Source organism: Nocardia sp. NBC_01499 (assembly GCF_045040275.1).
Taxonomy (GTDB): Bacteria; Actinomycetota; Actinomycetes; order Mycobacteriales; family Mycobacteriaceae; genus Nocardia.
Genome location: NZ_CP109426.1, coordinates 1,905,396 through 1,920,059, shown reverse-complemented (window position 1 = coordinate 1,920,059; position 14,664 = coordinate 1,905,396). Strand labels below are relative to the sequence as shown.

Genomic DNA, 14,664 nt, shown 5'->3' with positions numbered 1-14,664 from the left:
CTGCCGAATGGTTAGTTGTCGGCCGGTGTTTGGCGGTGGTGGGCGAGCAGGGTGTCGTAGATGTCGGCGAGGGCGGCCAATTGTTGGCGGTCGAGGATGTCGATCATGTGTTTGCGGACGCTGATGACGTGGGCGGGGGCCGCGCCGGTCAGTACCTCGGCGCCACGGGGGGTGAGTTTGGCGGCGGTGCGGCGGGCGTCGTCGGGGATCGGTTCGCGGACAACGAGTCCGCGCTTTTCCATCCGGGTGATCTGATGCGAGAGCCTGCTCTGCGACCACTCGAGTTGGGCGGCGAGCTCGGCGAAGGTGCAGCGGCTGTCCGGGGTCTTGCTCAGGAAGGCCAGCACCGAGTATTCGACATAGGTGAGGTTCGACTCGCGCGTCGAGTCTCGCCCGACCGCCGCGGCGATGAGGTCGCGGGTGCGCACAAAGCCCACCCAGGCGCGCATTTCGACGTCATCGAGCCAATGGGGATCGGTCACGATAGCGCTCCAAACTCTGGCGTGTCATACGTTGTCGCGCTTCGTTGTGCGTCGCGCGACGGTTGTGCGGCGAACCGACGCTTGGACGCCCGAACGCTTTTGTGTGGAACGACAGGTAGCACTCCCAGGGTTGAACGTGCAACCTTTTGTGTCAACTGCCCGGGATAAGCCTTGCCTAACCAGCGTGTGACGTAGCCGGGTGGATACGCTCGCTGTGCCTGTGACCAGCCCCGCTGAGCGACAACCAGGATCCGCGCTCAGCTTTAGGCCCCGACCTGCCCAAAGGAGTGCGTCCCGTGACCGCGCCGGACTTCCGCTATTCAGACCTGCTGCCGATCGGCGCCGACGACACCTCGTACCGGTTGCTCACCACCGAGGGTGTGCACACCTTCGAGGTCAACGGACGCACCTTTCTGCAGGTGGAGCCCGAGGCGCTGCGCCTGCTGACCGCCGAGGCGATGCACGACATCAGCCACTACCTGCGCCCGGCACACCTGGCGCAGCTGCGCAAGATCATCGACGACCCGGAGTCGAGCGGCAACGACCGCTTCGTCGCGCTCGACCTGCTCAAGAACGTGAACATCTCCGCGGGCGGCATCCTGCCGATGTGCCAGGACACCGGCACCGCGATCGTCATGGGCAAGAAGTCCGAGGGTGTGCTGACCGGCGTTGACGACGCCGAATGGATCAGCCGCGGCGTTTTCGACGCCTACACCAAGCTGAACCTGCGCTACTCCCAGCTCGCCCCGATCACCATGTGGGACGAGAAGAACACCGGGTCCAACCTGCCCGCGCAGATCGAGTTGTATTCCACACCAGGCGATCCCGCGCATCCGGCGTACAAGTTCCTGTTCATGGCCAAGGGCGGCGGGTCGGCGAACAAGTCGTTCCTGTACCAGGAGACCAAGGCCGTGCTGAACCCGACGCGGATGCTGGAATTCCTCGACGAGAAGATCCGCTCGCTCGGTACGGCGGCCTGCCCGCCGTACCACCTCGCGGTCGTGATCGGCGGCACCAGCGCCGAATTCGCCTTGAAGACAGCCAAATACGCCTCGGCGCACTATCTGGACAACCTGCCGACGGAGGGATCGCTTGCCGCGCACGGGTTCCGGGATCTCGAGCTGGAGGAGGAGGTCTTCAAGCTGACCCAATCCTTCGGCATCGGTGCGCAATTCGGCGGTAAGTACTTCTGCCATGACGTGCGCGTCGTCCGGCTGCCGAGGCACGGCGCGAGCTGCCCGGTGGCGATCGCGGTGTCCTGCTCGGCCGACCGGCAGGCGCTGGCCAAGATCACGGCCGAGGGCGTGTTCCTCGAGCAGCTCGAGCGTGAGCCCGCGCACTACCTGCCGGAGCAGACCGAGTCGATCCTCGGCGGCGACGTGGTGCAGATCGATCTGAACCGGCCGATGTCGGAGATCCGCGCCGAGTTGTCGAAATACCCGGTGAAGACCCGGCTTTCGCTGACCGGTCCGCTGGTGGTCGCCCGCGATATCGCGCACGCGAAGATCAAGGAACGCCTCGACGCGGGCGAGCCGATGCCGGAGTACCTGCGCGACATGGCCGTCTACTACGCGGGCCCGGCGAAGACCCCCGAGGGTTACGCGTCCGGCTCGTTCGGGCCGACCACCGCGGGCCGGATGGACTCCTACGTCGACCAATTCCAGGCCGCGGGTGGCTCGTTCGTCATGCTGGCCAAGGGCAACCGCTCCGCGCAGGTGACCAAGGCGTGCCACGAGCACGGCGGCTTCTACCTCGGTTCCATCGGCGGCCCCGCCGCCCGCCTCGCGCTGGACTGCATCAAGTCGGTCGAGGTGCTCGAATACCCCGAGCTCGGCATGGAAGCCGTCTGGAAGATCGAGGTGGAAGACTTCCCGGCGTTCATCGTCGTCGACGACAAGGGCAACGACTTCTTCGCCGAGACCCAGAAGCCCATCGCGCTGCGCGTGCGCACCCGTTCGGCCGAGCGGGTCTGAGCTTCGCCGCTCAGCTGGTTGCGCGCCGGTAGGCCAGTGTGGCGCGCAACCGGCCCTGCCTAGGAGGTTGGACGTTGGCGAGGGTGATGTCACCGCCGTAATGCGCGAGCACCCGGTGGTCCATCACCATCCGCCACAGCGGCGGGATGGCGGCGAGCACGACCATCGTCGCGTAACCGGCGGGCAGCTGCGGTGCCACCGCCGAACTGCGCAAAGTCTGGTACCGGCGTCCAGGATTGGCGTGGTGATCGCTGTGCCGCTGCAGGTGGAACAGGAAGATGTTGGTGACCAGACGGTCGCTGTTCCAGCTGTCCCGCGGCGAGCATCTGGCGTAGCGGCCGTTGTCGCGTCGGGCCCGCAGCAAGCCGTAGTGCTCAACGTAATTCACCGTCTCCAGCAGCGCGATCCCGATCACGGCCTGCAGCGCGAGCCAGGGCAGGATATGCCAGCCGAACAGCGCGACCAGCGTGCCGAACAGGACAACGGTCATCGACCACGCCTGCAGGATGTGGTTGTCCGCATCCCACCAACCCTTTTCCTTGCGCGCGAGGCGCTCCCGCTCGAGCGTGATCGCCGAGCGGAAACCGCCACTCACAGTGCGCGGCAGGAACTCCCACAGCGATTCGCCGAGCCTGGCGCTTGCCGGATCCTCCGGCGTCGCGACCCGCACATGGTGACCTCGGTTGTGTTCGACGAAGAAATGCCCGTAACCCGATTGTGCGAGCGCGATTTTGGCCAGCCAGCGTTCCAGGTGCTCGACCCGGTGCCCGAGCTCGTGCGCGGCATTGATGCCGATGCCGCTGACGAAGCCGAGCGTGGCAGCCAGGCCGAGCTTGTCGACGCCGCTGAGCCCGTTACCCGCCCACAGGTAGCTCGCGATGCCGAGCCCGAACAGTTGGATCGGCAGGAACAGATAGGTGCACCAACGGTAGTAGCGATCGCCGGAGAGCAGCTCGTAATCCTCGTCGCGCGGATTCGCGCCGTCCTCGCCAACGACCCAGTCCAGCACCGGAATGACGATCAGCACGATGATCGGGCCGATCCACCAGAAGACGGGCGCGCCGGTGTGCAGCACGAGCTGCGAGGGGAGCAATGCGCACATCGGGGCGATCAGGCCGAGCACCCACAGCGGGCGCTTCCGATCCTGACCTCGGGGCTGTCGACGGTTGATCTTCCTGCTTCTTTCGGTGCGATTCCGGCGACGGGTGACCGTAATCTGTTGTGAGTGATGACGTATCCGCTGCGCGTTTGTTCTCTGTCCTAGCTGAGTCGCCGAGACCCCGGATCTCGTTACCGGTGTGGAGCGAAAGCGTTCCGAATTGTGACAGGTCGCCCGATGCGGTGTGGACGATGGGTCGCCGCTGCGGTGGTCGGATCGTCCATGGTGCGGTGACACGATCGTCTGCGCGTCATGGGCAACGGCTGGCCCGTGGCCGGCTACCAGCACGGGCAGAATCGGGCCGGTGAACCCGTGCTTTCGCTAACAAAGTGGTTGCTGGGGGCCGCACGCGCTCGCATCGCACGCCGACCGGCGGTCGAGTCTCGGAAAAGCGGAGTTTCTACGCGAAACAATTTCCGGGACTTGGCGATATCGTCGGCAAAATAGCGCGGCCGGATTCGATCAGTCGCTGGGATATTACGGCTTCAGGGCGGCGAGTATGGGGTCTGAACTGGGCGTTCGTTTTTCGATGCGGCTTTTGTGCGGACACACAAATGTCACCCCGATCGCCGGGGTGACGTTGCTGTTTCGCGAGGCACCCTTAGCGATGTACGTCGTTGGTTCCAGAGTGCCGTTGATCGCAGATGCCATTAAAGGTCAGGAGGGCAATGAGTACGTCCAGCGTCATCACCACAACACTGCGTCTCTCACAATCCGCCAGCCGCAGGTTGGCCGAACGTGCCGCACGCGAGGGTACTAGTTCTACCGCACTGCTCGATCGCCTCATCCGGGAGGGCGTCGATCAGCTCGATCATCCCGGCATCGTTTTCCGCGGACCGATGCACGATCGCCGTGCCGCGCTGGTCGCGGGCCCCGATGTGTGGGAAGTCGTTGCCCGCCTACAGGAATTGGATGGGCCGGTAGAGCGGCGCATCGAAGTGCTGAGCGCGAAGTCGAGCCTGCATACCGGCAAGATCAAGATCGCCATCGCCTACGCCCGCGACCACGGCACCGAGATCATCGAGCGGATCGGGCGCAATCGCGAAGCGGCCGAAGCGATTCGCCGCCCCTCGACAATGCGCGCGCCCGTCGCCGAACGGGACTACCTCACGCTGGTCGCCCCGCTGCGCGAGTGACGCGGCCGAATTGTCCGGTGTCGTAGTCGAATTGTCCGTTGTAGTGGCTGTTCACATCGATGGGGAGCGAATGTGTACAGCTCCACTGTTTGTGCACAACCCGCTCGGCCTGCGGGCGGAACACCCTTCCATCAGCCCGGGGTGCCGCCCGCAGCCGGATCGGGGTGCTGGTGCCGGGTGGGGCGCGACCTTGCGGAAAACGGTACGGTCGTGAAACTTGGCAAACCGCCGCAATTTTCGCGAATCGGACTAGTAGCAGCCGCCCGCACATTGTGATCCACAGCACTGGGATAGATTGTGGATAACGTGCGTTCCTTGTGGATGAAGCATTTGCCACGCAAGGGATTTCGGGTATGCATGTGCCATGCCCAATGACTATGACTCCTCGTCAGTCCATCGCTCCCGTCGGACAGCCGCATCGAGCGGCACTAAGACTTGGTCACTGATGTCGCCAGTTCGCAGTATGGCGAGTGGTATGGTGAGACGTATGGCGACGAGGAAGATCACGCTCACGGTCGATGAGGCCGTGCTTGCCGATCTGCAACAGGGCGCCGCGGCCGCCGGGATGCAGCTGTCGCCGTATTTCGCGCGCTGCGCGCACAGTTGGATGCTCTATCAAGACGCGATCCGCTCGGCGGCTCGCGATCGCAGCCTCGGAATGAACGACCTCGAAGTGGCCGAGATCGAGCTCGCCGACCTACACGCGGCGGAAGCCGACGCTGAGACGCGTCGCGGCCCGCGCGCATGAGGCGGGGCGAGGTCTACGAGTTCGAGCGCGACCGGCCTTCCCGCGAAAACGATCCGCGCACCCCATATCGTGTGATCGTTTCCGCGGACTACCGCCTGCCCGACGAGCGCGTTCGGGTGCTGACCGCTCCCGTCGAATGCTTGGACCCGCAGTCGATGGTCGCGGTCAGGCTCGGCAGCGCGGACCCGGTAGAAGGGTGGGTCAGAGTGGATCTGATCACCAGCACCTATCGACCGTGGCTGTCCGGGCCACTCGGCGAGCTCAGCGCCGACACCATGGAGAGCCTGTCGTCGAAGCTGCGGATCGAGCTGGATCTCTGAGTGTCGGCGGCGACCGCCGCGATCACGGACACGGGCCACTACCATCGCCGACATGGTGTTGCGGAGTGGTGTGCGGAATCGACTAGCGCTCGGTCTACCGGTGGCGGTGCTGCCCGCGCTGGTCGTGACGGGGTTGCTGGCGCCGGAGGCGGTGGCGGCGGGGCCGGGGGTGCAGATCGATCAGCGGGAGGCGCTGGGGTCGGCGGCCGGGACCGAGGGGTTGGAGCCAGGGCTGGCGGTGGCGTACACGCTGGCCGAGGGCGAGGCGCACGCACAGGGTGTGCCGTTGTCGATTACCTCCGGCTATCGCACGCCCGCCGAGCAGCAGCAGTTGTGGGACAACGGCGTGGCGACCTACGGGAGTCCCGAGGCGGCGCGTCGGTGGGTGCTGCCGCCCGAGGAGTCGACGCACGTGTCGGGGAAGGCGGTCGACGTTGGCCCGCTCGCGGGCGCGCAGTGGCTGGAGGCCAACGGAACTCGCTGGGGACTGTGCCGGATGTACGACAACGAGTGGTGGCATTTCGAAGTGGCCACCGCGCCCGGCGGCGTTTGCCCGCCGATGCGCCCGGACGCGAGTACCCGGTAACCCTCAGTCTTCGTCGCGCAGCATATCGATGATCTTGGTTTCGTTGAGATCGCCATAACCGGCTTCGACGAGTCGGTGGAAGATGTCGTAGGCGGCGTGGCCGAGCGCGGCGGGACCGTCCACGTCATCGGACAGTTCGACGCCGATGCGGGTGTCCTTCAGACGCAGGGTTCCGGTGAACGCGATATCGCGATCGTGCACGCCGTCGAGCATTATCCGGCCGACGCGCGCGGCGGTGGGGCTGATCCGGGAGAGCGTGTCGACAACGGTCGGCAGCTCGAGCCCGGCGAGTTCCGCGACACGCAACACCTCCGCCGTCGCGGCGATCTGGATGGAACCGTGCAGGTTCTGCAACAGCTTGTACGCGGTACCCGCGCCGACATCGCCGAAGCGAACAATGTTGGTGCACAACGGCTCGAGCAGGGGACGGGCGGCGTCGAGGTCGGCAGGGTCGGCGCCGACGAACAGCGTCAACTCGCCCGCCGCTGCCGCGTCGGGCAGCCCGGTGACGGGGGAGTCGAGATACCGAAGCCCTTGCGCGCTGGCCTGTTTCGCCAGTTGCCACACCCACGGCCGGGAGATCGTCGAGCATTCGATGGCGAACGCGCCCGGCACGAGGTCACCGGCCAGGGCGCCGTCCGCGCCGAGCCACACCGCGCGCGAGGCATCGTCGTCGGCCATCATGGCGATGACCGCGTCGGCCTGATCTGCCGCCGCCCGCGGCGTCGCCGCCAGGACGGCTCCGGCCGAAACCAGTTCCGCGGCTTTGCCCGCCGACCGATTGAACACGGTCACCTCATGCCCGGCGGCCAGCATGCGCGCCGCCATCCCCGACCCCATCCGACCGAGCCCGAGAAAACCAATCTTCGCCATCCCGGCACCCTACCGAGCCTCGGTTAAGTCGCAGGGTCACCCGGGCGACCGGCGCAAAGTGCCGGTCGGCCACCCTCGACGGACAAGCTGTCAGACTGCGGAGATGAACGATTCGGTGCGGCGTCGTGGGCGCCCGGCCAGGCTGTCGCAGGACGCGATCCTTCTGGTCGCGCAGGAGATCGTGGAGTCCGCGGGGATCGACGCGCTGACCATGCGGGCGATCGCGGACCGGCTGTCGAGTTCGCCGATGGCTATCTACCGGCACGTCCGCGACAAGGACGAGCTGTTGTTGTTGCTGCTCGACCGCGCCGCCGCCACGCTCGAACGACCCGAGCTGCCCGCGGATCCGCGGCAGCGGCTGGTGGTGTTGTGGCGGTTCCTGCACGACGAACTGGCGGCGCGACCCTGGGTGGTCGGCGTGCTGACGGGCGGTGACTTGGCGGGCCGGTCGATCCTGTGGCTGGTCGAGGAGATGCTGCAGGCGTTCATGGCCTGCGGACTGACCGCCGCGCAGGCGGGTGCCGCGTACCGGGCGGTGTGGCAGTACACCGTCGGCGTGCTGACCATTCGAATCGCGATGACGCGCACCGAATCCGAACTGGATCGCCCGACCTTCCAGACCACGATGATCGCCTCCGTCGATCCGGAACAGACCCCGGCCATCGCCTCGTTCGGCGGCGCGTGGCCGCACGCCTGGGACAACTACGGCTTCGGGCTCGACGCACTGCTCGACGGGCTGCTTCCGCGCTCTTGACAGACCCCTCGCTTTTTTGTGTACTGATAAACAAATAGAGCGAGGAGACAGTCATGATCGAGGCCGATGTCGTGGTGATCGGCTCGGGCGCGGCCGGTTTGGCGGCGGCGCTCGCCGCTGCCGACGGTGGCGCCGAGGTGGTGGTGCTCGAGGCGTCCTCGCGCTGGGGCGGATCGACCGCGGTGTCCGGCGGGCAGGTGTGGGCACCGGCCAACCATCTGATGAGCGAGGCCGACTCCGTCGAGGAGGCGCTGACCTACTGCCGTGCCGCGGCGCCCGGGCGTGATGAGGACTTGGTGGAGACGTTTGTGCGCACGGTGCCCGAGGTGGTGCGTTTCCTCGAGGAGCGTTCGCCGATCCAATTCGTTTCGGCCCCGGCCTATCCGGACACCTTCGTCGAGCTGCCCGGCGGCAAGACCTCCCGTCATGTCGAGGTAGCGCCGCTGGACATCGGCGACCTGGGGGACCTGAACGAACTGGTTTGGCCGGCACCGTTTTTCGCGCCGGTGCTGACCAATCAGGAAGTGCTGGAGCACTATCTGTTCGCCGGTGGGCCGCCGCCGATGGAGCTGATCGCCCAGCGCATGTCCGCGGGCGCGGTGACGCTCGGCGCCGGGCTCATCGTCGGGTTGTTGCACGGCTGCCGCAAAGCGGGCGTGCACCTGATCCGGGACTGCCGGGTCACCGAACTGACCCGCGACACGTACGGGCGGGTCGACGGCGTGCGCACCGACCGCGCGCACCGCACCGTGCGCGCGCACTGCGGCGTCGTGCTCGCCTCCGGCGGCTTCGAACATGACCCGACTCTGCGAACCGAGCTGCTGTCCGGACCGCTCACCCACCCGGTGACACCGCCGATCCAGCACGGCGACGGCCTGCGGATGGCCGGACAGGTCGGTGCCGCCATGGCCTACACCGGCGAGTACTGGTCCTGGCCCGCCTGTCAGGCGCCGGGTCGTACCTGGCCCGATGTGGCCGCCACCCCGCAACCACAGCTCACATTGCCGGAAAGGTCACTGCCGCATGTGTTGTGGGTGAACGGCGCGGGCCGCCGATTCGTCAACGAGTCCAGCCACAACTGCGCGGCCGCCTTCGCCGAGATCGATCCCAACACGCACGGACCGCGTAACCTGCCCGCGTGGGCGATCGGTGACGCCCAGTTCCGTGCCAAATACTCGGTTGTCGGTATCCCCGCTGGCACGCCCGCACCGGACTGGCTGATCAGCGCCGACAGCCTCGCCGAACTCGCGAAGCTCATCGACGTCGATCCGGCGGCGTTGGCACAAACCATCACCCGCTTCAACCGCATGGCGGAGGCCGGGCACGATGACGACTTCCAGCGTGGGCGTACCTACTACGAGCATGCCTTCGGCGACCCGGAGGCCGCGCATCCTAACCTCGGAACAGTATGTGAGCCACCGTTTTTCGCCGTTCCGGTGTACCCGGGAGCGGTCGGCACCAAGGGTGGTCCGCGTACCGACCGGCGCGCCCGCGTGCTCGACTGGTCCGGCGATCCCATCCCCGGTCTCTACGCCGCGGGCAACGCCGCTGCCGCCGTCTTCGGCCCCGGCACTTTCGCTGGCGGCCTCACCATCGCCTCCGCCCTCACTTGGGGCTGGATCGCCGGTCGCGACCTGGCCGCAATGTGCCCGACGTCGCGTGGGTGCGCTGGTGGCAGTACAACCTGACCTTCCAGGCGCCCGCGTGGATCACCAATGCCCTTGGGGTGAGCCACTTCTCGCCTGTCGACGGACTGGCGGTTATCTGTCCGCGGGCACCGGGATCGTGCGCCTCGGCATCGACACCGGCAGCGTGCAGACCTCCCTTGCCGCCGAATCCAATCCGGACAACAAGGAATTCTGCGCCGCGTCGTCGCGGTCTTACTCGGACTCGGGCACGGACCTCGGTAACTCAGGGTCAATCCAGGAAGCCGACGGCAAAGAGGTTTCGGTCCAGGTCTGCGGGGCCAACCCGGGGGTCGAAGATCACGAGGCCGACTTCGCCGGTGGTGGAAGCGGCCGACGCGGCGACCGCGTCGGAGAGGTCGGTGACGATCACGTCGTCGCCGGACCTCGCCGCTGGTGGGACGATGATGGCCACCCCATGGTCACGCCAGAGGGGATCGAGCATTCCGGGCAGCGGGGTGTTGTTCAGGGCGACGGTTTCCGAGTGGTTCAGCTCAACGCTGTAGAGACCCAACTCCGGGGCGATCTGCGGTGTCAGCGCGGCGGCCTGGCCGGCCCCGGATGAGATAGCGATCGCGGTGAGTCCGGCCCCGATGCCAAGCGTCGTGGCGGCAGCACGAATACGCATGAAGTGCTCCAAGTTTCCTACGCGCCAACAGAAGTGGTGTTGGACCCCCAGTTGTGCCAGCACTGAGCACAACGCCCAAATCTAGCAAAATGAACGCGCTACCGGCAGCCCTCAGTTTCAGCGGTGACAGTTCGCCTAGCTGACCGGGGTGAGTTCGATGGCGCCCTCGATGGTGGTGTGGACCCGGCGGCGGTTGGGGGAGCCGAGGGCGGCGGTCAGGTCGGTGCCGTCGTGTTCGGCGAGGAGTTCGCCGCTGTCCCACACCAGAAGGGTTGCGCTGACGGTGTTTTCAGCGGCGGCGTGCGCGAGGTCGTAGTGGGCGCAGCCGGGGACGTGGGCGTAGGTGATCCACAGGTCGTAGCCGGTCATGAACAGGTCGAGGTCGAATTGCACGCTGAGCCCGAGCAATTCGCTGCGGCCGTTGTCGTCGACACCGGCGAACGCCTCGTCCAACGCGAGCAGGCGCGGCGCCTGCGGGTCGGCCGAGTCGAGCATCACGTGCGCGGCCGCGAACAGCGGCAGGTGCAGCGAGACCGACTGCTCGCCACCGGACAGGGCGCTGTGCCGTGCCACGGTGAGCTTGTCTTCGCTGCCGTCGGCGGAGATGAGGGTGAACGAGAACACCCGCCAGGTGCGGTAATCCAGGGTGGCGGCCAGGATCTCCGGGTAGGAGCGCTCGGGGTGCGCGGCCCGTGCCGCGCGGATCTCGGAGGCGAAATGCGCACGGATGGTGGCGAGTTCGTCCGCGCCGAGCACCGACGCGTCGCGGTCGAGCAGCTTGCACATGGCCCGCGCCGGATCGGAGAGCGTGTCGGCGAGCACCCAGTGCACGCCGATGGTGTTGCCGGAGGACATCCGTCGCTGCTTCATCTCCGCGCCCATCCTGGCGATGAGATCGCGCGCGTCGCTGGTGCGTTCGTAGATCTGCTGGGCGAGCCCGGTCAGCAGCGCGTCCTCCAGGATGCGCCGCTCGGCGTCGGTGAGCAGCAACTCCTGATCCTTGCGCGCGCCGTCGATGCGGGCCGCGAAGTCGGCGAGCGCGGACATGCCGTCGTCGTCCTGCACCTGGACCACGGTGAGCCCGTCGGCGGCATCCCACTGCAGCCGGTAGTCCCGGCCGGATCCGGACAACGCGGCGTCGAACTCCTGCAACGCCGCCGTCACCGCGCTGCGGGTCGACTTGCGCGTCGCCTCGCTGGCCCGCACCGAAGCCGTTGCGGTGGTGAGGCTTTCGAACAGCTCGGCGACCTCGTCCGGCAGCACCTGCGGCTCGACCTCCGGCCCAGCCTGAGAGATCCGGTACAGCAGCTGCTCCGGCGTCGACCAAGCGGCCTCGCTGCTCGGCCAGCGGCCTTCGGCCGAGGCGCCGAGCAGCCGGAGCAGGTCCGGGCGGGCATACGGGGCAAGGGCTTTCACGTCGGCGAGCACCTCGGTGAGTGCGGTGCCAAGCGATTCGTGCGCGGTCCGGTAGGCGGCCTCGGCGTCGCCGATCGCCTCGATGGCCTCGTTGGCGGCCTTGCGCGCGCCCTTCTGTTCGGCCTTGGTCGCCTCGATCTTGGCGCGTGCCTTCTCGAGTTCCTGATCGATGTCGGCGGCACCGGCACCCAGTGCCTCGCGCAGGGTTTCGAGCTTGCGCAGCTGCTCCTGATAGCCGGACTTGGCCGCCTCGGCCTCCTCGGCGAACGCCTCGGCCAGATCCTTGGCCTCGTCGTGGCGGTCGGTGCCCTCGCGTTCGCGCTCGCGTTCCCGGTCGTGCTCGGTGCGCAGCCGAAGCAGGCCGGTGCCGGTGTTCTCGAAATGCCGGATGGCGGCGGCCAGGGCATCGAGTTCGCGCGGGTCGCGCGGGGTCCGGTGCTTTGCCGCGGCCGCGCGCAGCTTCTTCTCGACCGAGGTGACGTCGGCGACGGCCTGGTCGAGGTCGCGCTCGGCCTGGGTGGCCGCCTCGGAACGGGAGCGCATCATGCCCGCCGTCTCCGAGACCGCGCGCAACGCGGTGGTGACGGCCGTGGCACGCGGTAATGCCTTGGCGGCGGCCGAGATTCGCGCGAGTTCGGCGGTGGCGTCGGCCTCTTGATCCTGTGCGCCCTGCTTCGCTTCGCCTGCCGCGTCGAGGGCGACGGCCAGTTCGGCGAGCCGCAGTTCGCGGCGGCGAGCCCGTGCGGTGGCGCCGATGAACTCGGCGTCGGCCTTGTGATGCCTGCCCACCTGGACGCCCTGGCGGAAACCGCCCGCGGTGCTGACCGCGATACCGGAGGCCGGATCGCCCTTGCCCTCGTGCAGCGCGATGGAGGCGAGCACGTCGGCAACGGCCTGCCGCGGCACCGTCAGTTCCGCCGAGTCCTCTTCGACGACAAGGACATCGGCGAGCGTACGGCCCTTCGGTCGCTCCTTTGCCGGGCGCGGGACGAGGAACTGGTCCGAGTCGTACTTGGCCGGCAGGTCGGCGCAGATCCATCCGTCGAGCAGATCGGCGGCGTGCAATGCGGCTTCGATACCAGCGGCGGCCTGCGGCTTCACGTCGTCGGCGAAGCGGACCAGTCGCCACAGCGGGGCACCGGGGCGGTCCTCGGTGTTCCGCGCGCGTGCGGCGAAAGGCGGTGGCGCGTCGTCGCTTTGCGCGGCGACCCGGTCGCGTTCGGCGGTCAGCTCGGCGATCTGCGCGCCCGCCGTCGCCGCACGACCGCGCGCCTCCTGGCGGTCGTTGCGGATCTCGTCGATCAGCGCCTCGGTGCGCTCGGCGAGCACCTCCGCGACCGTCGCCTCCTCCGAACCCGCCTGGGCGAGCGCGGTATCGAGGGCCTCGAACAGTCCGTTGCCGATAGGGGAGTAGACCTCGCGGTGCTCGTCCCACCAACCGCGCAGCGCGCCACCGGCTTCGGTGCGGGCCAGCACGACCGCCGCTTCGGCGTGCGCGACCTCGGCGGCCGCCGCCTCGCTCAGCTCCCGCGCGCGTTCGGCGAGCCGCTCGGCCCTGGTGCGTTCGGCGGCCGCGGTCTCCATGATGCCGAGGGCCTGCCGGACCGCGCGCACGTCGGCGTCGCGTTCCTCGGCATGCCCGCGCACCGTCGCGGTGAGCTGTTCGGCGCGCGCGGTTTCCGAGAGCGCCGTCCAGTTGATCCCGGCTTCCTCTGCGGCGGAACGCAATTCGTCCTCACCGCGAGCCAGTGCCGCAGCGGCCGTGCGGACCGCGCTGCGCGCGCGTTCGGCATCCTGTGCCCGTTGATCGAGGGTCTGGCGCGCCTTGAGTGCCTTGTCGCCGTGCACGCCCGCCGAGGTCTCCAGGCGACGGACCGCGTCGGCGAGATCATCGAGCTGCTGCTTGCCCTCGTAGGCGCTGGAGCGCTGCAGGTTCTCCCGGTCGCCGAGCGCCTGCTCGTAGGCGCGGTCGGCGTCCTCGGCACGCGCCTCGGCGGTGGCGCGTTCGGCCTCGCGACGCTCGCGCAGCGCGGTCGCGGCGAACAGCGCGGTGCTCGCGTGGGTGACCGCGTCGAGCCGGGTACGCAACTGGTCAACGTCCGTTTTGGCCTGCACCGCAAGGTATTTGCGGTAGACGTCGACGAAAATTCGGGTGGCGCTGTCGGCGTGCACCAGGCCCTCCAGGGTGCGGCCGACCTCCTCCATATCGCTGAACGAGCGGGCCGCGTCCAGGATCAGCTGCTCGTCGAGAGGGCGAAGGCCGTCGGTGAGTGCCTGCGAAAGTCCGCGCGGGTCAAGGTTTTTCGCCAGCTGTGGGCGACGCAGCGTGAGGATCAGGTTGATCAGCTGGTCGTAGCGCTGGGTGCCGAGCCCGAACATCCTGGCGTCGATGGCATTTCGATACTCCACCGGACGGTCCACGATGGCATCGGTGCCGATCTGCTCGGCCAGCTGCTTGCGGGTGAACGGCCGGTCGTCGGGTCCGATGAGCGAGAAGTCCACGCCGACTCGGCCGTCGGCCACGAAGTACCAGCGCGTCACCTTGTCCGAGGAGCGGGTGGCGCGCATGCCGATGCCGACCGTCACCGCCTCTGGGTCGTCCCATTCGCCGCGCGCGAACTCCATCCAGACATAGGAGTAGGCCGATTCCTGCTTGCGGTACAACAGGTTCGACTTCATCGTGCGCTCTTCGCCGGCGAACGGATTGAGCCTGCGCGGCTCGATCCGCCCGTCCAGCACGAACGGGAACAGCACCTCGAGTGCCTTGGTCTTACCGGACCCGTTCGGTCCGCGCAGCACCAATCTGCCGTCGGCGAAACAGAATTCCTGGTCGCGGTAGTCCCACAGGTTGACGATTCCGGCGCGGGTCGGGATGAACCGCACTCCGCCGTGAATGAGCGACAT

At 67.7% G+C, this 14,664-nt stretch carries 12 protein-coding genes; 7 read left to right on the top strand and 5 right to left on the bottom strand.

Annotated features, from left to right (window positions below):
* Window positions 1-11: 11 nt before the first annotated feature.
* The gene (locus tag OG203_RS08685) at window positions 12-482 is read right to left on the bottom strand and encodes a MarR family winged helix-turn-helix transcriptional regulator (protein ID WP_405165163.1); all 471 of its coding nucleotides are present in this window, start codon (window positions 480-482) and stop codon (window positions 12-14) included.
* Window positions 483-778: 296 nt separating this feature from the next.
* On the opposite strand from OG203_RS08685, the gene OG203_RS08680 reads away from it, so the two are divergent.
* Complete coding sequence (locus tag OG203_RS08680) at window positions 779-2,455, top strand: fumarate hydratase (RefSeq protein WP_405165162.1); 1,677 nt, start codon at window positions 779-781, stop codon at window positions 2,453-2,455.
* A gap of 10 nt (window positions 2,456-2,465) precedes the next feature.
* Here the strand turns inward: OG203_RS08680 and OG203_RS08675 are convergent, their stop codons facing one another.
* Complete coding sequence (locus tag OG203_RS08675) at window positions 2,466-3,557, bottom strand: alkane 1-monooxygenase (RefSeq protein ID WP_405165161.1); 1,092 nt, start codon at window positions 3,555-3,557, stop codon at window positions 2,466-2,468.
* A gap of 725 nt (window positions 3,558-4,282) precedes the next feature.
* On the opposite strand from OG203_RS08675, the gene OG203_RS08670 reads away from it, so the two are divergent.
* From OG203_RS08670 to OG203_RS08655, 4 genes are all read left to right on the top strand, one after another.
* Complete coding sequence (locus OG203_RS08670; protein WP_405165160.1) at window positions 4,283-4,750, top strand: hypothetical protein; 468 nt, start codon at window positions 4,283-4,285, stop codon at window positions 4,748-4,750.
* Between the two features lie 487 nt (window positions 4,751-5,237).
* Complete coding sequence (locus OG203_RS08665) at window positions 5,238-5,498, top strand: hypothetical protein (protein ID WP_405165159.1); 261 nt, start codon at window positions 5,238-5,240, stop codon at window positions 5,496-5,498.
* 71 nt (window positions 5,499-5,569) lie between these two features.
* Entirely contained in the window at window positions 5,570-5,818 is a 249-nt protein-coding gene (locus tag OG203_RS08660) for a hypothetical protein (protein WP_405165158.1), read from the top strand.
* A gap of 52 nt (window positions 5,819-5,870) precedes the next feature.
* Window positions 5,871-6,404: a M15 family metallopeptidase gene (locus OG203_RS08655; protein WP_405165157.1), complete on the top strand. Its 534-nt coding sequence runs from the start codon at window positions 5,871-5,873 to the stop codon at window positions 6,402-6,404.
* Window positions 6,405-6,407: 3 nt separating this feature from the next.
* Here the strand turns inward: OG203_RS08655 and OG203_RS08650 are convergent, their stop codons facing one another.
* Window positions 6,408-7,277, bottom strand: coding sequence for an NAD(P)-dependent oxidoreductase (locus OG203_RS08650; RefSeq protein ID WP_405165156.1), 870 nt, complete (start codon window positions 7,275-7,277; stop codon window positions 6,408-6,410).
* Between the two features lie 103 nt (window positions 7,278-7,380).
* Between OG203_RS08650 and OG203_RS08645 the strand changes: the two genes are divergently transcribed.
* Window positions 7,381-8,031 (top strand): TetR/AcrR family transcriptional regulator, encoded by a 651-nt coding sequence (locus tag OG203_RS08645; protein ID WP_405165155.1) that lies wholly within the window; start codon window positions 7,381-7,383, stop codon window positions 8,029-8,031.
* Window positions 8,032-8,084: 53 nt separating this feature from the next.
* A complete protein-coding gene (locus tag OG203_RS08640; protein ID WP_405165154.1) occupies window positions 8,085-9,719 on the top strand; it encodes an FAD-dependent oxidoreductase in 1,635 nt (544 codons plus the stop codon).
* Window positions 9,720-9,948: 229 nt separating this feature from the next.
* Here the strand turns inward: OG203_RS08640 and OG203_RS08635 are convergent, their stop codons facing one another.
* Together OG203_RS08635 and OG203_RS08630 are read right to left on the bottom strand one after the other, a co-directional pair.
* A complete protein-coding gene (locus tag OG203_RS08635) occupies window positions 9,949-10,356 on the bottom strand; it encodes a hypothetical protein (protein ID WP_405165153.1) in 408 nt (135 codons plus the stop codon).
* A 123-nt stretch (window positions 10,357-10,479) separates the two neighbouring features.
* Window positions 10,480-14,664: a TIGR02680 family protein gene (locus OG203_RS08630; RefSeq protein ID WP_405165152.1), complete on the bottom strand. Its 4,185-nt coding sequence runs from the start codon at window positions 14,662-14,664 to the stop codon at window positions 10,480-10,482.

Excerpts from the sequence above, each read along its gene's own strand:
- OG203_RS08675 (WP_405165161.1), bottom strand. The coding sequence starts at position 3,557 with ATGTGCGCATTGCTCCCCTCGCAGCTCGTGCTGCACACCGGCGCGCCC.
- OG203_RS08670 (WP_405165160.1), top strand. The coding sequence starts at position 4,283 with ATGAGTACGTCCAGCGTCATCACCACAACACTGCGTCTCTCACAATCC.
- OG203_RS08665 (WP_405165159.1), top strand. The coding sequence starts at position 5,238 with ATGGCGACGAGGAAGATCACGCTCACGGTCGATGAGGCCGTGCTTGCC.
- OG203_RS08655 (WP_405165157.1), top strand. The coding sequence starts at position 5,871 with ATGGTGTTGCGGAGTGGTGTGCGGAATCGACTAGCGCTCGGTCTACCG.
- OG203_RS08650 (WP_405165156.1), bottom strand. The coding sequence starts at position 7,277 with ATGGCGAAGATTGGTTTTCTCGGGCTCGGTCGGATGGGGTCGGGGATG.
- OG203_RS08645 (WP_405165155.1), top strand. The coding sequence starts at position 7,381 with ATGAACGATTCGGTGCGGCGTCGTGGGCGCCCGGCCAGGCTGTCGCAG.
- OG203_RS08640 (WP_405165154.1), top strand. The coding sequence starts at position 8,085 with ATGATCGAGGCCGATGTCGTGGTGATCGGCTCGGGCGCGGCCGGTTTG.
- OG203_RS08630 (WP_405165152.1), bottom strand. The coding sequence starts at position 14,664 with ATGTCGCTCATTCACGGCGGAGTGCGGTTCATCCCGACCCGCGCCGGA.